This window comes from Hymenobacter sedentarius (assembly GCF_001507645.1).
Taxonomy (GTDB): Bacteria; Bacteroidota; Bacteroidia; order Cytophagales; family Hymenobacteraceae; genus Hymenobacter; species Hymenobacter sedentarius.
On sequence record NZ_CP013909.1, the window covers coordinates 336385 to 356038 of the forward strand.

Sequence of the window (19654 nt, forward strand, 5' to 3'; positions counted from 1 at the left end):
GGCCCGGCGGAACCTCACCTCCAGCCCCTCTCCCGCGGAGAGGGGAGCTGAGCGTTAACCAATCAAAAGGCCCGGCTCAATATTGAGCCGGGCCTTTTGATTTAAAATTGAGCTGATTTTTGAGCCGTGGCTCCCCTCTCCGCGGGAGAGGGGCCGGGGGTGAGGTTTCCGGGGGCTCAGGCTTCCCCACCCAACAAAAAGGGCCGCCCACAGACTGGACGGCCCTTTCATCAACAAAGCGACACCCTACTTCACAATGGAAATCTGCTGCATGGTGTAATCTTCACCATTGCGCACCTTGATGTTGTAGATGCCCGGAGCCAGCGACGACAGATTCACTTCGCTACGGAAGTTGTCTTTTGCCGTGCCCGTGTACACGCGCTGGCCCAGCATGTTGGTAACCTCCACACCCAAGAGCTTCCTGGCGTTTGCGCCGTGGATTTCCAGGTTGAAAACCCCAGAGGCCGAAGGGTTTGGGAACACGCTGATGGCGCGCTTCAACGCCTCTGACGTAGCCAGGGGGCTGGCCGAAATCATGACATCGTCGACAGCCAAGAAGCCTTGACTGGCGCCGCTGATGGCATGAAAGCCAATGTAGTACGTGCCCGTAGTGGGCGTAATGTCCAGTACGGCGGGGGTGCTGGCGTTGTTGGCTACGGCATAGGCCGTGTTGGTAATGGCGTTGTTGCTGAAAATGGTGTTGGTCTGCCCGGCTGGGGTGGCGGCGGTGCCGTACTTCACCTCCAGGCGCTCGGTGTAGCCACCTGTGGCCACGCGGTAGTAGAACGACAAGCGGTAGCTCTGCCCCGCGTTCAGGGCCAACGCCGGCGTGTAGAACCAGTCGTTGGCGCCCACAGTAATGTCAGCGTCGTTGTAGACGTATACCATCGCATTCGGGGCCGAGCGGGCAACGCTGGTTGAGCTGAGGGCGGCGGGCACAGTGCCGCGGGCCTGCCAGGTATAGCCGTCGTTGTTCGCGTCGGCCAAGGTAATGCCGCAGGGCAAGGTCTGGCCCGAGGCCACCACGTCAAAGTTTTGCGTGTAGGGGAACGTGCTGATGGTGGGCGCGGTGCAGGCCGTGGTGGCCCGCACGGGCCCGGCCAGGTTGCTCTGGTCGGTGGCGCTGCAAATGGTGCGCACGTAAAAATCGTAGGTGGTACCGGCGGCGAGGCCCGTCAGGGTGTAAGTGGTGCCGGTGAAGGTGGCCGACGTGCTGCTCGTAGTGCCGGGCGTGAAGCCTTGCGGACCGTACACAATCTGGTAGCCAGTGGCCCCGGCCGCGGCCGTAAACGAGAACGATACCGACGTGGCCGTGCTGCCCGTGATGGCCAAAGCCGTGGGCACGGGGCAGGTAGCTGGAGCCGATACTTCCGCTTCCAGCATGTAGCGGGCATCGTTCACGGCGCCGTCTACTGGGGCGCCCGGCGTCGTGATGTTCGCAATGAAGAAGGTGCCCGGGCGGGCGGGCGTTTCAGCTTGGTAGGCCATCGGGAATACCGCATCGGCGGCGGTGCCTGCGGGTACTACCTGCGCCAGGCCTACCAGGAAGTCGCCCGCGGGCACGTTGGCCGACAGGTTGAAGGTGTGGAGCTGGCCCAGGTCGGCCGCCGTCAGCACGTAGTCGGGAGAACGGGCAATCAATGCGCCGGTGGTGGCATTTACCACTACGCCATACACGGTGGTGCTGCGCTGGCCGTTGGCCGCCCTGGGCAGCAGGTCGGGGTCGTTGCCAATCACAGCGCGCACCGCTGTCACGTCGCGCGCAGCATTCACGGTGAACTTGCCGCAGAACGCCAACGTGCGGGCGGTCGTGTTCGGCGTGAAACCAAAGCTACTGACCGCGGGCACCCCGGGGGTGATGAACGAGAACCGCGTGGCACTGGTGGCCATTTGTTGGGCTACCGAGTTGTTGGCGTTGTTGTCGTCGTTGGGCACCGATACGGTTACGGTGTTGGCGCCCACGTTATTGAGCGTAATGCCGGTGAAGTTTATCAGCGCCGTACCGCCCACGCCCACCGAAGTCAGCGTTTGGGTTTGCGTCACCGTGTTGGCCCCGGTGATGGTGAGGGTCACGGCCACGTTGTTGAGGGCGGCAGCCCCACTGTTGCGCACTACAGCGCGCAACGCCACGGGGTTGCCCACCGGCACGGCAACGGAGCCATAGCCCTGTATCTCGACCACCGCCAGGTCGTTGTTGGAGGGCGCGGCCGTCACGGCTTCCAGCATGTAGCGGGCGTTATCGCCCGTGTTATCGTGCGGTGGGCCGGTGGCCGATACGCCGGTACTGAAAAACAAGCCCGGGCGGGCGGGAACTTCCGCCTGATAAGCCATGGGGAACACGGCATCGGCAGCGGTGCCGGCGGGAACTACCTGCGCCAGGCCCACCAGAAAATCACCGGCCGGCACCGTAGTGGGCGCCGCCAACGTGAAGGTGTGCAGTTGGCCAATGTCGGCCGTGGTCAGCACGTAATCGGGAGAGCGGCCGAGGACGTCCCCCGTCGTGGCGTTGATTACCACGCCGAACACCGTGGTGGTGCGCTGCCCGTTGCCCGCGTTGGGCGCCAGGTCGGGGTCGTTGCCAATCACGGCGCGCACCGCCGTCACGGCCCGGGCCCCGTTCACGGTGAATTTGGCGCAGAAGGCACTCGTGAACCCCGAGGTAGTGGGCGAGAAGCCGTAGCTGTTGGATTGGGGCACGCCAGGCACGATAAAAGAGAACGTCGAAGCGCTGGTTTCCATCGTCTGCGAGACGGAATTGTTGGCGTTGTTGCCGTCGCTCGCCACCGAAATAGTCACCGTATTGGTGCCCACGTTGGGCAGCGAAATGCCCGTGAACGTGGCCAGGCCGGTGGCATTCAGCGCCAGCGAGGGAACCGTCTGCGTCTGGGTGTAAGTATTAGCGCCGCTGATGGTCAGCGTGACGGGTGTGTTGCTCAGGGCCGTGGAGCCCGAGTTGCGCACCACTCCCCGCAGCGAGAACGGATTGCCCACCGGCACGGCAATGGAGCCGTAGCCCTGAATCGAGGCCGCTGCGGCGTCGTTGGCTACCTGAACGGAGAAGCTGAAGGTGCGCCCCGGGTCGGGCAGCGGCGCGCCGCCGGGTATCGTGGGCGTGGCGCGGATGTTGAAGGCATTGGTGGCCGACGTGTAGGGGCCGGCCTGAAACACCGTGCCGCTCCACGGACTGTTCGACGCCTTGATGGCCGTAATTACCTGGGCGGCCGCGGTGCTGGTACCTTTCAGCCCAACTACAATAAAGTTGGCATTGGTTTGATTGCTGGACGGCGTGGCCGTGCCGTACACAAAATCGATGGCGTTGCTCGACTCATACAGCTTCACCTGGAAGCTGAAATTGGCGAATTGCTTGTCGATGTTGCCCGCGGCCGTGCTGCTGGCGGCGCGGGTTTTGTCGCTCACGTTTTTCCACTGAATAGTAAGCACCCGGTTGGGGGCTGTGCCGGTGGTGGCCATGCGGTACTCGGGCGTGCCGGTCCCGGCCTCCAGGTCCGTGTTAAACGGGAGCACCAGGTTGGTTTCGGTGGCCGAGTTCAGCGGGCCGCCCGTGGAGGCTTCCTGGGCATAGCTCGAAAAAAACGGCGCGGCCGGAGCCACCGAGCCCAGTTTCAAAAAGCCATTGGTATTCAGCACAAATTCATTGAATACCGTTCCGCTATAAGTAAACGGGAACGGCAGCGTCTGCACAGCCGAGTTCGCATCATCAAAGTTGGGCGTGGTGATAACCGTGCCGCTGCTGCCCAGGTCGGTGTAGGTGCCGGCCTGGTTTAGTACGTTGGCCGCACTGTAAAACTGCGCGTGGGCCGTGGTAGCCCCGCACGCCAGCAGCGCCGCCAAGGCCAGGTGCCGAAGGCGGGCCCTCAGCCCCGGAGGGGTGTACTTGTCTTTCATAAAAGCATTGGAAAAAGATGAAGAATAAAGCGCGAGGAAAAGGACTCTGGAAAATGGCCGCGGCGGCATGCTATCGAGTAATTTTGAGTGCACAAATTGCTAATTTTTAGCATAACTATCTAGCTCCCGAATAGTACTCGGCCACTTTGTATCGCTGAAGTGCGGCGAGCCGTCCCAAAATATATTCGCTGCAACATCGGCAACCAAATAACCTCATTTGAATGAGCGGTTTACCTCGCCCACAATTACGAATTGGGCTATTTGGCGCGGGCCGCGTAGCCAGCCAACTAGGCCCGGCACTAGTCGCCGCCGGCCACCACGTGGTGTTTGTCTGGAGCCGCACGGCCCCCACAGCCGAATCCCTGGCCGCCCAGCTGCCCGGCACCACGGTCCTGACCACCCTGGCAGCTCCCCTTCCCGCCGCCGATGTCTACCTTCTGGCCGTGCCCGATGCGGCCGTGGCGCCGCTGCTGAGCAGCATCAGCTGGCCGGCTGGGGCGCTGGTGGCACACTTGGCGGGCGCCCTGCCACTCAGCATTTTTGAGCACCAGCCCACCGTGCGCGGCGGCGTCTTGTATCCGCTGCAAACCTTCAGCCCCGGCCGGGCCATCGACTGGCCCACGGTGCCGCTTTGCATCGAAGCCAACGACCTGACCGCCGAAACCACCCTGCTGGACCTGGCTCGCAGCCTGAGCCAGCACGTGCGGCGCCTCGATTCGGCCCAACGCCTGAAGCTGCACGTGGCCGCCGTGTTTGCCAACAATTTTACCAACCACCTGTTGGGCATTGCCGAGGCCCTCCTGGCCGAAGCCAATCTGCCGCCGGCGCTGCTGGCCCCGCTCGTGCGCGAAACCGTGGACAAAGCCCTGGCCAATCCGCCGTTCTCCGTGCAAACCGGGCCCGCCGCCCGCCAGGATGCGCCGACCCTGGCCGCCCACCAGGCGGCGCTGGCGGCTCATCCGGCATGGCAGGCCCTTTACGGGCAGCTCACCGCCAGCATTCAAGCCCAACTTTGATGCCGGGACCGGGAGGAGTACCTTTGCGGCGGCTACGGCCGTGTCTTTTTCGCCATTTTCGTTTTTCGTTTTGTCTGTTCCCGCCACCACCATCACCTTCCAACTCAGCGACGGCCAGCCGGCCCAAACCCACGTGGCGGCCCCCGGCGAGTCGGTGCTCGACGTGGCCCTCAACAACGGCATTCAGCTCCAGCACAACTGCGGCGGCGTATGCGGCTGCAGCACCTGCCACGTCTACATCAACTCGGGCGGCGATGACCTGCCCGAAATCAGCGACAAGGAGGAGGACTTCATTGACCGCGCCGAGAACCCGCGCATCAACTCCCGCCTGGCCTGCCAGTGCGTGGTGCAAGCCGGCACGCAGTTGGTCGTGACCATCCCACCCCAGCATTTCCTGGGCCACTAACTTTCGAAGTGTTGAATTTTTAGGGTTGAATGTTGAATTATGGGCCCAGCTGATTTTTAAATCGGGAACGGCCTTGTTATTTCCTCCTACTCAATTTTTCATTCAACACTCAACCTTCAAAACTCAACCCTTCCAGAATGAATCACTTTGAGCCGCCCATGCACTGGGCCGACCACGAAGACATTGCCATGGCGCTCTACGAGAAGTTCGGCGATGATTTTACCGAGGCGAAGATTTACCGCATCCGCTTCACCGATTTGATTGAATGGGTGCTGAGCTTGAGCAACTTCAACGGCACCCGCGAGCAGGCCACCGAAGGCCACCTCGAGCAGATTCAGGCCAAGTGGGTGTACGAGTGGCGCGATAACCAATAACGGATGGGGTTAGAACTCCGGGCAGCCAACCCGGCGTTGATTTCCCGCGTAAGCTGCCCTGAAGTGAATTAAAAACCCATTTCAGGCATTTCTGCAGCCTTTACCCGGGCAGTTTCTCATCTTTCCATTTTTGTTTTTTTGCATGAAAACCGGCATCATCAAATTTTTCAACGAAGCCAAAGGCTACGGCTTCGTGACCGACGACCAAACGAAGGAAGACTTCTTCGTGCACGTAACCGGCCTGAACGGAGCCACAGTGCAACAAAACGACCGAGTTGAGTTCGAAACCCAGGAAGGCCGCAAAGGCATCAACGCCGTGAACGTGCGCAAAGTCTGAGCTAAACCAATAATTGCGGGGCTACCCGCCGAAAGCTTCTCCCCTCCCGGAGAAGCTTTTTTATTGCGCCCGGCGCCCGTTTCGGCCCAAGGCCATTCTCTTTCGCCGACCTTTGCAGCCTGCCCCACCTGCCCACCATGACCACGCCCCCGCCCAAGCTGCCGCACCCGGCGCTGCCCCCGTTTCCGGCGGGTGGGCTGGGCTCGGCGCTGCCCACGCTGGTGCGCTGGCCCAATTTGCTCATCATGCTGCTGTGCCTGGCCTTGGTGCGCGCGGGCCTGCTGCTGCCCGAGCAGCCGCTGGGCACGGCCCTGTTGGAGCCGCGCTTCCTGGTGCTGGTGCTGGCGGCGCTGCTGGTGGCGGCCGGCGGCTACATCATCAACGACTATTACGACGTTAAAATCGACGCCATCAACCGGCCCGACCGGCTGGTGATTGGGCGCGTGGTGCAGCGGCGCAAGGCCATGCTGGCCCACCTGATACTAAGCGGCACGGGTGTGCTGCTGGCCGGCGGGCTCCACCCCGTGCTGGGGGCCGTTACGCTGGGCACGGCGCTGCTGCTGTGGGGCTACTCGGCCCGGTTCAAGCGGGTGGCGCTGGCCGGCAATGCCAGCATTGCCACGCTCACGGCGGCGCTGGTGCTGCTGCCTGAGCTGCAGCTGCAGCTGGCGCGCAACAACAGCCACAGCGTGGTGTGGCCCTACGCCCTGGCTGCGTTTCTGCTCACCATGGTGCGCGAAATTGTGAAGGACGTGGAAGACATGCGCGGCGACGCCCAGCACGGCTGCCGCACCCTGCCGCTGGTGGTGGGCGTGGCCCAAACCAAATGGGTGGCGGGTTTCTTTCTGGCCTGTCTTGCCTTGCTCACGGCGGGGGCCACGGCCCGCATGTTCGGGAGCGGGCACTGGCCGCTGGGGGTGTGGCTGGTGCTGCTGGTGCTGCTGCCCATGGTGCAGCTGGCGCGCCTGCTCATCCGGGCCGACCGCCGGCGCCACTTCAAGCACCTGAGTGCCTGGTGCAAGGGCATTATGCTGGCGGGCGTGCTGAGCATGGCACTGGCCGGCGGCATCGGCTAAAGGGATTTGGCGCGTAGCGTGTTGAATCAATAGGGCCGCCCAACCTGTAGTTGCTTTCTGATACTTATTACTTGAGCCATTGAAAACCTACCGCCACCTCTTCTTCGACCTCGACCACACGCTGTGGGACTTCGAAAAAAACGCGAACGAAACGCTGCACACGCTATTTGAGCGGCATGATTTTGCGCGCTTTGGCACGTTCACCGTCGAGGAGTTTATCCAGGTCTACAGCGACGTTAACCACGCGCTGTGGCGCCTGTACCAAAACAATAAGATTACCCAAAAGCAGCTGCGCGAAATCCGCTTCGTGCGCACGCTGACCAAACTGGGCGTGCCGGAAGACCAGATTCCGGCCACTATTTCGGCCGAGTTCACCAGCATCCTCCCCCAGAAGTCGGCGGTATTCCCCTTTACGCACGAAGTGCTGGACTACCTCAAGCCCAAGTACCGGCTCCACTTAATCACCAACGGCTTCAACGACATCCAGGACCTCAAGCTGGTTTCGTCGAACCTGTCGCACTATTTCGAGGAGGTCATTACCTCCGAGCACAGCGGCCACCTCAAGCCCGACCCGCGCATGTTTCAGCACGCGCTGGAGCGCACCGGCGCCACCGCCGCCGAAAGCCTGATGATAGGCGATAACCTGGAATGCGACGTGCTGGGCGCTTATAACGCCGGCATCGACCAAGTGTATTTCAACCCCGACAAGCGCCGGCACTTCAACCAGATTACCCACGAAATCAGTTGCCTGAGCGAACTGAAGGACATTTTGTAAAACGCTAGAATAAAAAGGCCGTCATGCTGAGCTTGTCGAAGCATCTCTACCACAAGAGTAATTAGATTACTTCCCCGGTAGAGATGCCTCGACTCCGCTCAGCATGACCGTTATTTTTATCCGCCTACTCAAAACCCATGATACATCTGATTGGCATGTCGGGCCGCCGGGGCAGCGGCAAAGACACCGTGGCGCGCCTGCTGCAGCAACAGCAACCGGCGCGCCTCTGGCAAATCCGCTCTTTCGGCGATTCCATTAAATCGGTCTGCGCCGCCCTCACGGGCGAAGACGTGGCGCCTTATTACACCCAACGAGGCAAGGCCCAGCTGGTGCCTACTTTCCGGCGCACCCGGGGCGAAATGCTCCAGCAAGTGGGCCAGGCCCTGCGAGCGTGGGAGCCCATGGTGTGGGTGGATGCCTTTTTTGCCGCGCTGCCGCACGACGCCTGCGTGCTGGTGCCCGACGTGCGCTTTGCCAACGAAGCCGACCCCATCCGGGCCCGCGGCGGCCTGATGCTGCGCATCGAAGGCGACCCGCTCAAGCAGCGCGGCGATGGCACCCGCGACGATAACCACCCCAGCGAAACGGCGATGGATACGTATCAGCACTTTGATTTTACGATTTACAATACCGGCTCTTTCAAGGACCTGGAGCAGCAGGTGAAGGAGCTGACGAAGCAGTTGTAGCAACTTAAAAGGATGAAGACTATTCCATTAAAAGTTTGGAACAGGATAGAAATTTTGCAACAGCCGATTGCAGCTATTGCCCACGCATCAACAGATAATCGAAACCGCTGGGTAGACATTTACTACAATGTGAATAGGCACTCTGTTGTAGTACACCCGCCTCACCTCTATTGTGTTATTGACACTGAGTATGACACATCATTATTAGAAGTCCATGCTGAACACGGAGATGAAGACTTAGCAATTGTGAGTCAAGCAAGGTATTACGCTACTGACATCAACGAGCTATATGCTTTGTTAACCAGCCTTCATGTCGACCCTGAAGCATTTAACGCCCCTTGGCATGTAAACCATCCGCAATTCTAGCTGCTATTTTATCCCGCTACCTTTGCTCCCTCCCACTCAAAACTCCATAAACACCTAACCCGCACCTTATGGCCAACGCCTTTTTCAACGTCCCCATCCCGATTAACGAACCCGTGAAAGGCTACGCGCCCGGCTCCAAAGAGCGGCTGGAGCTGCAGCAGCAGCTCAAGAGCCTGCGCAATTTGGAGCTGGACATTCCGATGTACATCGGCGGGAAGGAAGTACGGACCGGCAAACTGGAGCGCATTAGCCCGCCCCACGACCACCAGCGCACCATTGGCCATTTCCACGCCGGCGACGCCAGCCACGTGACCCTCGCCATTGAGGCTGCCCTGGCGGCCCGCACGGCTTGGGCCGAATTGCCCTGGGAGCACCGCGCCGCCGTGTTCCTGAAAGCCGCCGACTTGCTGGCCGGCCCCTACCGCGCCCGCATCAACGCCGCCACCATGCTGGGCCAGAGCAAGAATGCGTTTCAGGCCGAAATCGACGCCGCCTGCGAGCTGATTGACTTCTTCCGGTTCAACGTGTACTACATGCAGGAAATCTACAAGCAGCAGCCCGAGAGCCTGCCCGGCATGTGGAACCGTGTGGAGCACCGGGCCCTGGAAGGCTTCGTGTTTGCCCTCACGCCGTTCAACTTCACGTCCATCGCCGGCAACCTGCCTTCGTCGGCGGCCATGATGGGCAATGTCATCGTCTGGAAGCCCGCCAACACCCAGATTTACTCGGCCCAGGTGCTGATGGAGCTGTTCAAGGAAGCGGGCGTGCCTGACGGCGTGATTAACCTCGTGTACGTGGACGGCCCCACGGCCGGCGACGTTATTTTCTCGCACCGCGACTTTGCCGGCATTCACTTCACCGGCTCTACGGGCGTGTTCCAGAACATCTGGAAGACCATCGGCCAGAACATTCACCTCTACAAATCCTACCCGCGCATCGTGGGCGAAACTGGCGGCAAGGACTTTATCCTGGCCCACCACTCGGCCCACCCCAAAGCGGTAGCCGTGGCTATGAGCCGGGGCGCCTTCGAGTACCAAGGTCAGAAATGCTCGGCCGCATCGCGCGTGTACCTGCCGTCGAACACGGCCGAAGAAATCTTGGGCTACGTGAAAGAAGACCTCGCCTCGTTCAAAATGGGCGACGTGGAGGATTTCGGCAACTTCATCAACGCCGTTATCAGCGAGGCTTCCTTTGATAAGCTCGCCAAGTACCTCGACGACGCCAAAGCCGACCCGAACGTGGAAATCATTGCCGGCGGCGGCCACGACAAGTCGAAAGGCTACTTCATCGAGCCCACGGTGATTGTGGCCAAAGACCCCAAGTACGTGACCATGTGTGAGGAGCTGTTCGGCCCCGTGCTCACGGTGCATGTGTACGACGAGAACGAGTTCGAAGAGACGCTGGCGCTGGTGGATACCACCTCGCCCTACGCCCTCACCGGTGCCGTGTTTGCCCAGGACCGGTACGCCATCGACCTGGCCTCCAAGCGCCTGATGAACGCGGCTGGCAACTTCTACATCAACGACAAGCCCACCGGCGCCGTAGTGGGCCAGCAGCCTTTCGGCGGCGCCCGCGCCTCCGGCACCAACGACAAAGCCGGCTCGCAGCTCAACCTCATTCGCTGGGTGTCGCCCCGCGCCATCAAGGAAACCTTCGTGCCCGTGACCGACTACCGCTACCCCTTCCTGGGCTCGGAGCCGGCGGAAGACTTGAACCGCGATAAGGGCTTGTAAGAGCTTTCCCTTGCGGCTGATTTACATTCAGCTCAATATGCAAAAGCCGCCCCCAGCACTGGAGGCGGCTTTTGTTTTTAACAGAAATCTCAGCATAAACCAGCTCAATTTTCTGGCCAGCCAGCTTTTACTGCGCTTCCAAGCCATTTTCCAGCTGCGCTTGAATGGCGCGGATTTCTTTGCTGTCGAGAGGCTTGTGTATCAGGCCGACTACCAGGGCGTAGTGCTTGGATTTCTCCAGGTCGGTGAGCGCCAGCGACGAGGTAAGGATGTAGATATGGCAGTTGCCGCGCAGTTTTTTCTCGTAGGGGACCAAAGCATCCAGGAATTCCCAGCCGTTCATTACCGGCATGTTCAGGTCCAGAAATACCACCTGCGGCACCTCGTCTTCTCCTTGCGCCAGCGACTGCAAGGCTGCTTCGGCCGATTCGAACGTGCAAATGGAATTGGAAAAACCTTCGGCTCGCAACAACTGCTCGGTGAGGAAAATCCCGAGGTGGTCGTCGTCAATCAGGTAGGTTTTCATCCGCACGTTGCCTAAAATAAAGTATAAATTCGGTGCCTTCGTTGACCTGGCTCCGAACAATAATTTGCCCGCCCATGGCCTCCATGTGCGCTTTAACCAAGTACAGCCCAACGCCGCGCCCGGCTTTATCGGTGTGGAAGCGCCGGTACAGCTGAAACATCTCCTCGCTTCCCTTTTCCTGGCTGATGCCCAACCCGTTGTCGCGCACGGTGATGGTCGTGTCGGAGCCGGGGCCGACGGTGGCCGTGATGTCGATACGCAAGGGCCGCTCGTCGGAGCGGTACTTGATGGAATTCGACACCAGATTGTAGAAGATGCTGTGAAAATAAGCCCGGCTGCCGGATACCCACAACGTTTCCGGGATATTACTGTGCAGCTCGCCCCCGCACGCCCGCAACGCTTCCTGCAGGCCAAGCAGTGCCTCCCGGCACACGGCGGCCACCGCCACTGGCTCGGGCCGGTAGCCGCCTTGCTCGTCGCGAAGCGAAAGGATGTCGTTCACATCGGTCAGCACCTGGTCCAGCTGCAGCAGGCTGGTGCGCAGGTTTTGCACCGACTGGTCGAATACCTCCGATTGTTTGTCGACCCGGGAAAGCAGGTCGCTAAACCCGAGGGCATTGGCCAGCGGCGCGCGCAGGTTGTGCGACACGATGTAGGTAAATTGCTGCAAATCCGAGTTTTGCCGGGCCAGCCTTTCAGTGAGCAGCCGCTGCCGCTCTTCGGCCTGCTTGCGAGGCGTAATGTCCTGCATGGCCCCAATCATGCGCAGGGCGTGGCCCGCTGCATCCCGCAGGATGTAGCCCCGGTCCATGACCACGGCCCAGGAACCGTCGGCCCGTTGAAATCGGTATTCGTCTTCCCAGAACGAATCCGTGGTTTCGTACACCACCCGCTGCAGGCCCACCACGGTGCGGTGCGTGTCGTCGGGGTGCACATAATCGGTCCAGCCGCTAAAGGAAACGGGGTTCTGCTTGAGCTGATACCCAAACAAGAACTCAAACCCCTCTCCCCAATACAGCGTGTCTTCCATTACGTTCCAGTCGTAAATAGCGTCGGTGGTGGCTTTCAGCGCATACGCAAACCGCTCATTGCTCACGCGCAAGGCTTCTTCCACCTGCTTCTCCTTGGTCAGGTCGTGCACGACGCCCACCAGCTGGTGGCAGCGGCCGGCCGCGTCGCACACGGGCGTCACGCTCACCTCGCCCGTGACCCGGCCGGTCGGGTAGTCCGACGTTTCCTGCCAGACCACCCGCTCCAGCGTGGTCACGGCTTCGTGGTATTTCTGCAACACCAAGGTGAGCGACGGCTCCGGAATTACTTCGTCGACGTAGCTGCCCACCACTTTTTCGGCCGGCACCCCGGTGGTTCTCTCAAAGGCTTTGTTGGCAAAAGTGAACCGGTAACGGCCGTTCTCCTCTACGTAGAGCACAAAAGTGACGTCGGCAATGGTATTGAAGATAACCGAAAGCTGATGCTCCCGCTCCACCAATGCCTCGGTTGCCGCGGGTGGGCTGGGTACCGGCGTAGCAATGCCATAGACGCCCGCGAACTGGTCCGCATCGGTGAGTACCGGCAGAAGCTCAAGATTCAGTTTCAGGGGCCCATCGGCAGCCGTCATACTGGCCTGGTAGCGCACGATTTCGCCCGCCGCGGCCCGGGCGAGGTACTGCTGGCTCTGCTCCGCCTCGCCCGAAGCGAGGTACTGCAAAAATGCCGTGCCGGGCAGTTGCGCGACGGCGCAGCCCAACAAATGCGCAAAGCGGGAATTGGCCCGTTGGAAATTGCCGGCCCCGTCCAGCACGAAAATCGCCTCCGCACTCCGCTCAAATGGCGCATTATCCAACGGCGTACTGCGGTTAAGCATGGCTTGGGGAGGTTTGTAGCATCAGCGGCCATCGGTGGCGAAGAGCTACCAAACAGGTAATTGAGCTAAATAAAACATTTCTGCGCTAATACCGCAGGACTAGCAGCAAGCACCCGGAAGCAAATAGCTTAGAATGGATTTGTCAGTTTCCCATCCGTACCGCAAACTGGCAAAGCATAGAATACTTGTCAAGGTTTTGGTAAGCCCGCCGAGAGTAGCTCCTGATTATCGCAAGCAAGCCGAAGTGTATTATCACTGATTTACACGCGTTTGCCAAACTTCATTTTGTGCAGCCTTTGTAGCAGCTTGCGTTCCTAACGTCGGTTCTTGGCCTGCGCATAGCCCCAACATTGCGCCCCAAACCCGTGCGCGCTACCTTTGCCCTTCAGCGCCCTTGGGGCCTGCTTGCCACTAGCCTGATTGTTATGTTATTAGTCCTGCCGGCTGCCAATTATCAGCCTTCCGATTACCTCCCGATTATCATTCAATTCGGTCTGGCGCTGGCCTTTGTCGCCTTCGCCATGATTGTTTCCCACCTCGTGGGCCCGAAACGCCACAGCACGGTGAAGGATGCCTCCTTCGAGTGCGGCATCGAATCGGTGGGCAACGCCCGCACGCCGATTTCGGTGAAATACTTCCTCACGGCCATTGTCTTTGTGCTGTTCGACGTCGAAGTCATCTTCATGTATCCCTGGGCGGTGAATTTCCGGGCCTTGGGCAACGACGGTTTCATTGCTATGGTGCTGTTCATGTTCTTCCTGTTGGCGGGCTTCCTCTACATCATCAAAAAGGGCATCCTGCGCTGGAACGAAGCCTAATTCGGCCAAACTTTTGCCGCGCAGCTTGTGTTGGCGACTAGGCCATTAGGCCCCCAAACCTGACCCATCTCAACTATGGATACCCGAGTTCCGGAAATCAAAACTGTCGAGGCCCCCGAGGGCATTGAAGGCGCTGGCTTCTTTGCCACTTCGCTGGAGAAAGTGGTGGGCATTGCCCGCGCCAACTCGCTCTGGCCCTTGCCCTTCGCTACCTCCTGCTGCGGCATCGAGTTCATGGCCACCATGGGCTCGCACTACGACATCTCACGCTTCGGCTCCGAGCGGCCCAGCTTCTCGCCCCGCCAGGCCGACTTGCTGATGGTAATGGGCACCATTGCCAAGAAAATGGCCCCCATTGTGAAGCAAGTGTACGAGCAGATGGCCGAGCCCCGCTGGGTGCTGGCCATGGGTGCCTGCGCGTGTTCGGGCGGCATTTTCGACTCGTACTCGGTGCTGCAAGGCATCGACCGCATCATCCCGGTCGACGTGTACGTGCCCGGCTGCCCGCCCCGCCCCGAGCAAGTGCTCGACGGCCTGATGCGCGTGCAGGACCTGGCCAAAAACGAATCCATGCGCCGCCGCAATGCACCCGAGTACCAGGCCCTGCTGGCGTCGTACAATATCAAATAATTTGGCTGTTGGTTGCTAGTTGTCAGTGGTTTGTGTTTAATGAACTGACAATTAGCAACCAATAACTAATAGCAACCCCCGAATGAATCCTCAGGAATCTGCCGCCGCTCCCGAAGTCGCTGTTGCCGAAGACCCCATTAAGGTCCAGAATGCGCGGGTGCTGGCTTTGCTGCACCAGTTGTTTGGCGAGGCCACTTTCACCGATGTGGAGGAGCCCTACGGCCTGCTGACGGTGACCACCACGCGGGAGCGCATCCACGACATCATCGCCGGCTTGCAGCAGGACCAGGAAATTAAATTCCATTTCCTGACCACGATGTGCGGCATCAACTACCCCGAGAACGAGGGCAAGGAGCTGGGCATGATTTACCACCTGCACAGCCTGACACAGAACATCCGCCTGCGGATTAAAATCTTCTTTCCCATCGCCGACCCGGTGGTGCCGACCCTCACCGACCTCTACGCCACCGCCAACTGGATGGAGCGCGAGGCCTACGACTTCTTTGGCGTCATCTTCACCGGCCACCCCAATCTCATTCGCATCCTCAACGTCGAGGACATGGACTACTTCCCGATGCGGCGCGAATACCCGCTCGAAGACGGTACCCGCGAAGACAAAACTGACCTGTTTTTCGGCCGCTAGGCCCCTGATACCCCTATCATGGCAGTAAACGACACGCTGGAAGGCACCCATAAAATCCACGAGGAGGCCGCCGCGCAGCGCCACGGCCAACTCATGCCCCTGCTCAACGACTTCAGCCAGGAGCTGACGACGCTGAACCTGGGCCCCACGCACCCGGCCACGCACGGCATTTTCCAGAACATCCTGCAAATGGATGGCGAGCGGATTGTGTCGGGCGTGCCCACCATCGGCTACATCCACCGCGCATTTGAGAAAATCGCGGAGCGCCGCCCGTTTTATCAAATCACGCCGCTCACCGACCGGATGAACTACTGTTCGTCGCCCATCAACAACATGGGCTGGCACATGACGGTGGAGAAGCTGCTCGGCGTGACGGTGCCCAAGCGGGCGCAGTACATGCGCGTGATTATGATGGAGTTGGCCCGCATTGCCGACCACTTGATTTGCAACTCCATCCTGGGCGTGGACACGGGTGCCTTCACCGGCTTCCTGTACGTGTTCCAGGAGCGCGAGAAGATTTACGAAATCTACGAGGAGGTGTGCGGCTCGCGCCTGACCACCAACATGGGCCGTGTGGGCGGCATGGAGCGGGATTTCTCGCCGGTAGCACTGCAAAAGCTGCGCGACTGGCTCAAGACCTTCCCGGCCGTGATGAAGGAATTTGAGTCGATGTTCAATCGCAACCGCATTTTCATGGACCGCGTGGTAAACGTGGGCCCGATTTCGGCGGAGAAGGCGTTGAACTACGGCTTCACCGGTCCCAACCTACGGGCCGCTGGCGTCGACTACGACGTGCGCGCCATGAACCCCTATTCTTCTTACGAGGACTTCGAGTTCGACATTCCGGTGGGCACCAATGGTGATACCTACGACCGTTTCATCGTCCGCAACGAGGAGATTTGGCAGAGCCTGCGCATCATCAAGCAAGCGCTGGAAAACCTGCCCGAAGGCCCCTACCACGCTGACGCCCCGCACTACTACCTGCCCGCCAAGCAGGAAGTGTACAAGAACATGGAGGCCCTGATTTACCACTTCAAAATCATCATGGGCGAGATTGATGCGCCTGTAGGTGAGGTATATCACTCGGTGGAAGGCGGCAACGGCGAGTTGGGTTTCTACCTGATTTCGGACGGCGGCCGCACGCCCTACCGCCTGCACTTCCGCCGGCCGTGCTTTATCTATTACCAAGCTTACCCGGAAATGGCCGTGGGCACCACGCTGTCGGACGCCATTGTCATTCTCTCGTCCATGAACGTCATCGCTGGCGAGCTGGACGCCTAGTTTTCTGTGAATCTGATTGATATGGAGCCGACCACCGCGCCCACCAAACCGCAATTTTCTCCCGCCGCCCAAGCGGAAATCAAGCGCCTGCTCACGCACTACCCGGAAGACCGGAGCAAGTCGGCCCTGCTGCCGATTCTGCACATTGCGCAAGCCGAGTTCGGCGGTTGGGTAAGCCCCGAAGTACAGGACCTGGTAGCTGAGACCCTCGGCATCAAGCCCATTGAAGTATACGAGGTATCCTCCTTTTACACGCAGTACAACCTCAAGCCGGTGGGCAAGCACGTGCTGGAAATATGCCGCACGGGCCCCTGCATGCTGCGCGGCTCTGATGAGCTGACGGCCCACCTCGAGCGCATCACCGGCGCCAAAGTGGGCGGCACTTCGCCCGACGGTACCTTCACCCTGAAAGAAGTGGAGTGCCTGGCCGCCTGCGGCTTTGCCCCCATCGTGCAGGTGCGCGAGAAATACTACGAGCAGTTGGACACGCCTGAGGCGGTGGACGCCATGCTCAGCGAATTGAAGAGCCTGGTGCACCGCCCCATTTTGCCGTGGGAAGAAACGGGCCTGCCCAACTCCTTGAAGAACTACTAATCGGCTGGCCATCAGCACAACGCTTACCACTATGGGCCGCAAGCTATTAACTGAACATATCAACGTCGAAGGCATTGACACCTTCGAAGTCTACCGCAAGCACGGCGGCTACCGCTCCGTGGAGAAGGCGCTCAAAACCATGACGCCTGAGGAAGTAGTGGAAGAAGTGAAGAAGTCGGGCCTGCGGGGCCGCGGCGGCGCGGGCTTCCCTACAGGCATGAAGTGGAGCTTCTTGGCCAAGCCCGAGGGCGTGCCGCGCTACCTCGTCTGCAACGCCGACGAATCGGAGCCCGGCACCTTCAAGGACCGCCAGTTGATGGCGAAACTGCCCCACTTGCTCATTGAGGGCATGATTACGGGCAGCTACGCCCTGGGCGCGCGCACCAGCTACATCTACATCCGCGGCGAGTTGTTGTACGTGCTGCGCATTCTCGAAAAGGCCATTGCTGAGGCTTACGCGGCTGGTTTCCTGGGCGAGAACATCCTCGGCTCGGGCTACTCGCTCGATTTGCACGTGCACCCCGGCGCCGGCGCCTACATCTGCGGCGAGGAAACCGCGCTGCTAGAATCCTTGGAAGGGAAGCGCGGCAACCCGCGCAACAAGCCGCCATTCCCGGCTGTGCAGGGCCTCTACGCCCGCCCCACGGTGGTAAATAACGTGGAAACCATTGCAGCTGTGCCAGTTATCGTGAACGAAGGCGGCGACGAGTACGCCAAAATCGGGGTAGGCAAAAGCACGGGCACCAAGCTGATTTCGGCATGCGGCCACCTGAACAAGCCGGGCATCTACGAAATTGAGCTGGGCGTACCGGTGGAGGAATTTATCTATTCCGATGAGTACTGCGGCGGCATCTGGAAGGGCCGCGACCTAAAGGCCGTTGTGGCTGGGGGTTCGTCCGTTCCGATTCTGCCCAAGGAGCTTATCCTGAAAACCGCAGCCGGCGAAAACCGCCTGATGACCTACGAGTCGTTGTCTGACGGCGGCTTCGTTACGGGCACCATGCTGGGCTCGGGCGGCTTCATTGCGATGGACGAAACCACGTGCATTGTGAAGAACACCTGGAATTTCAGCCGCTTCTACCACCACGAGTCGTGCGGGCAGTGCTCGCCCTGCCGTGAGGGTACGGGCTGGCTGGAGAAAGTACTGCACCGCCTCGAACACGGCCACGGCTCGATGCACGACATCGACCTGATTGTGAGCGTGGCCAAGCAGATTGAAGGCAACACCATCTGCCCGCTCGGCGAAGCTGCGGCGTGGCCGGTAGCTGCCGCTGTGCGTCACTTCCGCCACGAGTTTGAGTGGCACGTGACCAACCCCAAAGAGGCCACTATGCCCGGCGCGGCGTACCGCGGCGCGGCGGTGCTGGCCTAATTCTTAGAACGAAAAAAGAACGTCATGCTGAGCTTGCCGAAGCATCTCTACCGCTTCGTTAAGCCGATTGAAATAGTACTGCGGTAGAGATGCTTCGACTCCGCTGCGCTTCGCTCAGCATGACGGCCAGATATAAATTTGATTCTCCCCAACAATGGCTAAAATAACCTTCGACGGCATTGAGGTAGAGGTTCCGGACGGAACCACTATCCTGAACGCGGCCCGCCAGATTGGCGGGGGCGTGGTGCCGCCCGCCATGTGCTACTATACCCCGCTAAAGGGCACCGGCGGCAAATGCCGCGCCTGCCTGGTGCGCGTGGCGGCCGGTTCGGCCAAAGACCCGCGCCCCATGCCCAAACTGGTGGCCTCGTGCATCACGACGGTGCAAGACGGCATGGTGGTCGAGAACACGACCTCGCAGCAAGTGATGGACGTGCGCAAGGGCATCGTGGAGATGCTGCTCATCAACCACCCGCTCGATTGCCCGGTGTGCGACCAGGCCGGCGAGTGCGACTTGCAGGACTTTGCCTTCGAGCACGGCGTGAGCACCACCCGCTACGAGGAAGAGCGCCGCACCTTCGAGAAAATCGACATCGGCCCGCTCATTCAGCTGCACATGACACGCTGCATCCTGTGCTACCGCTGCGTCTACACCGCCGACCAGCTCACCCCCGAGCGCGTGCACGGCGTATTGGGCCGCGGCGATGCGTCGGAAATCGGCACCTACATCGAAAACATCATCGACAACGAGTTCAGCGGCAACGTCATCGACGTGTGCCCGGTGGGCGCGCTGACCGACAAAACCTTCCGCTTCAAGCAGCGCGTGTGGTTCACGAAACCCGTGAACGCCCACCGCGAGTGCGAAAACGAGAAGTGCTGCGGCCGAGTAACGCTCTGGTACAAAGGCAAGGACGTGCTCCGCGTGACGGCCCGCAAAGACCAGTACGGCGAAGTGAAGGAGTGGATTTGCAACACCTGCCGTTTCGACAAAAAGGAAACCTCGGACTGGGTGCTCGAAGGCCCGGCGCACATCAACCGCGCTTCGGTAATCTCGCAGAACCACTACGAGCTGCCGGTAGTAAACCCGCAGGTAATTCTGGACTTGCCCGAAAGCACGACCCGCGAACTGGAACGCAACCCGCCGCTGCGCCTGGGTGGCATCAATGGCTAATTAAACTCATAATCAGCGCGTCAACAAAAGAACGTCATGCTGAGCGAAGTCGAAGTATCTCTACCACGAGAGTAAATCAA

19 protein-coding genes are annotated in these 19654 nt (G+C 60.1%); 16 read left to right on the forward strand and 3 right to left on the reverse strand.

Annotation, left to right across the window (positions count from 1 at the left end):
* Nucleotides 1-246: 246 nt before the first annotated feature.
* Nucleotides 247-3906: a T9SS type A sorting domain-containing protein gene (locus AUC43_RS01480; protein ID WP_068188920.1), complete on the reverse strand. Its 3660-nt coding sequence runs from the start codon at nt 3904-3906 to the stop codon at nt 247-249.
* 221 nt (nt 3907-4127) lie between these two features.
* Between AUC43_RS01480 and AUC43_RS01485 the strand changes: the two genes are divergently transcribed.
* The 9 genes from AUC43_RS01485 to pruA all read left to right on the forward strand — a co-directional run bounded on the left by AUC43_RS01485 (nt 4128) and on the right by pruA (nt 10675).
* Nucleotides 4128-4922, forward strand: a complete 795-nt coding sequence (locus AUC43_RS01485; protein WP_068188923.1) for a Rossmann-like and DUF2520 domain-containing protein — start codon at nt 4128-4130, stop codon at nt 4920-4922.
* 70 nt (nt 4923-4992) lie between these two features.
* On the forward strand, nt 4993-5328 hold the full coding sequence (locus tag AUC43_RS01490) for a 2Fe-2S iron-sulfur cluster-binding protein (protein WP_082684839.1): 336 nt from the start codon (nt 4993-4995) through the stop codon (nt 5326-5328).
* Nucleotides 5329-5465: 137 nt separating this feature from the next.
* Complete coding sequence (gene iscX / locus AUC43_RS01495) at nt 5466-5702, forward strand: Fe-S cluster assembly protein IscX (RefSeq protein ID WP_068188926.1); 237 nt, start codon at nt 5466-5468, stop codon at nt 5700-5702.
* 142 nt (nt 5703-5844) lie between these two features.
* The gene (locus AUC43_RS01500) at nt 5845-6039 is read left to right on the forward strand and encodes a cold-shock protein (protein ID WP_068188929.1); all 195 of its coding nucleotides are present in this window, start codon (nt 5845-5847) and stop codon (nt 6037-6039) included.
* 137 nt (nt 6040-6176) lie between these two features.
* Entirely contained in the window at nt 6177-7115 is a 939-nt protein-coding gene (locus AUC43_RS01505; RefSeq protein ID WP_068188932.1) for a geranylgeranylglycerol-phosphate geranylgeranyltransferase, read from the forward strand.
* Nucleotides 7116-7194: 79 nt separating this feature from the next.
* The gene (locus tag AUC43_RS01510; protein ID WP_068188935.1) at nt 7195-7890 is read left to right on the forward strand and encodes a YjjG family noncanonical pyrimidine nucleotidase; all 696 of its coding nucleotides are present in this window, start codon (nt 7195-7197) and stop codon (nt 7888-7890) included.
* A 137-nt stretch (nt 7891-8027) separates the two neighbouring features.
* Complete coding sequence (locus tag AUC43_RS01515; RefSeq protein ID WP_157780874.1) at nt 8028-8576, forward strand: nucleoside/nucleotide kinase family protein; 549 nt, start codon at nt 8028-8030, stop codon at nt 8574-8576.
* 12 nt (nt 8577-8588) lie between these two features.
* Entirely contained in the window at nt 8589-8942 is a 354-nt protein-coding gene (locus tag AUC43_RS20760; protein ID WP_157780875.1) for a hypothetical protein, read from the forward strand.
* A 68-nt stretch (nt 8943-9010) separates the two neighbouring features.
* Nucleotides 9011-10675: an L-glutamate gamma-semialdehyde dehydrogenase gene (pruA, locus tag AUC43_RS01520; protein ID WP_068188941.1), complete on the forward strand. Its 1665-nt coding sequence runs from the start codon at nt 9011-9013 to the stop codon at nt 10673-10675.
* 127 nt (nt 10676-10802) lie between these two features.
* Here the strand turns inward: pruA and AUC43_RS01525 are convergent, their stop codons facing one another.
* Entirely contained in the window at nt 10803-11201 is a 399-nt protein-coding gene (locus AUC43_RS01525; RefSeq protein WP_068188943.1) for a response regulator, read from the reverse strand.
* Complete coding sequence (locus AUC43_RS01530) at nt 11182-13065, reverse strand: PAS domain-containing sensor histidine kinase (protein WP_082684840.1); 1884 nt, start codon at nt 13063-13065, stop codon at nt 11182-11184. The genes AUC43_RS01525 and AUC43_RS01530 overlap by 20 nt, the downstream gene beginning before the upstream one ends.
* Before the next feature lie 425 nt (nt 13066-13490).
* On the opposite strand from AUC43_RS01530, the gene AUC43_RS01535 reads away from it, so the two are divergent.
* From AUC43_RS01535 to AUC43_RS01565, 7 genes are all read left to right on the forward strand, one after another.
* On the forward strand, nt 13491-13883 hold the full coding sequence (locus AUC43_RS01535) for an NADH-quinone oxidoreductase subunit A (RefSeq protein ID WP_068198065.1): 393 nt from the start codon (nt 13491-13493) through the stop codon (nt 13881-13883).
* Between the two features lie 75 nt (nt 13884-13958).
* Entirely contained in the window at nt 13959-14513 is a 555-nt protein-coding gene (locus AUC43_RS01540) for an NADH-quinone oxidoreductase subunit B (protein WP_068188948.1), read from the forward strand.
* Nucleotides 14514-14595: 82 nt separating this feature from the next.
* Nucleotides 14596-15156, forward strand: a complete 561-nt coding sequence (locus AUC43_RS01545; RefSeq protein WP_082684841.1) for an NADH-quinone oxidoreductase subunit C — start codon at nt 14596-14598, stop codon at nt 15154-15156.
* 93 nt (nt 15157-15249) lie between these two features.
* Nucleotides 15250-16437 carry an NADH dehydrogenase (quinone) subunit D gene (locus AUC43_RS01550; protein ID WP_046244293.1) on the forward strand — a complete coding sequence of 396 codons (1188 nt, stop codon included), beginning with the start codon at nt 15250-15252 and terminating at the stop codon, nt 16435-16437.
* A 21-nt stretch (nt 16438-16458) separates the two neighbouring features.
* Entirely contained in the window at nt 16459-17031 is a 573-nt protein-coding gene (locus tag AUC43_RS01555) for an NADH-quinone oxidoreductase subunit NuoE family protein (protein WP_068188950.1), read from the forward strand.
* A 31-nt stretch (nt 17032-17062) separates the two neighbouring features.
* The gene (nuoF, locus tag AUC43_RS01560; RefSeq protein WP_068188953.1) at nt 17063-18403 is read left to right on the forward strand and encodes an NADH-quinone oxidoreductase subunit NuoF; all 1341 of its coding nucleotides are present in this window, start codon (nt 17063-17065) and stop codon (nt 18401-18403) included.
* A gap of 154 nt (nt 18404-18557) precedes the next feature.
* On the forward strand, nt 18558-19574 hold the full coding sequence (locus AUC43_RS01565) for an NADH-quinone oxidoreductase subunit G (protein ID WP_068188956.1): 1017 nt from the start codon (nt 18558-18560) through the stop codon (nt 19572-19574).
* Nucleotides 19575-19654: the final 80 nt, after the last annotated feature.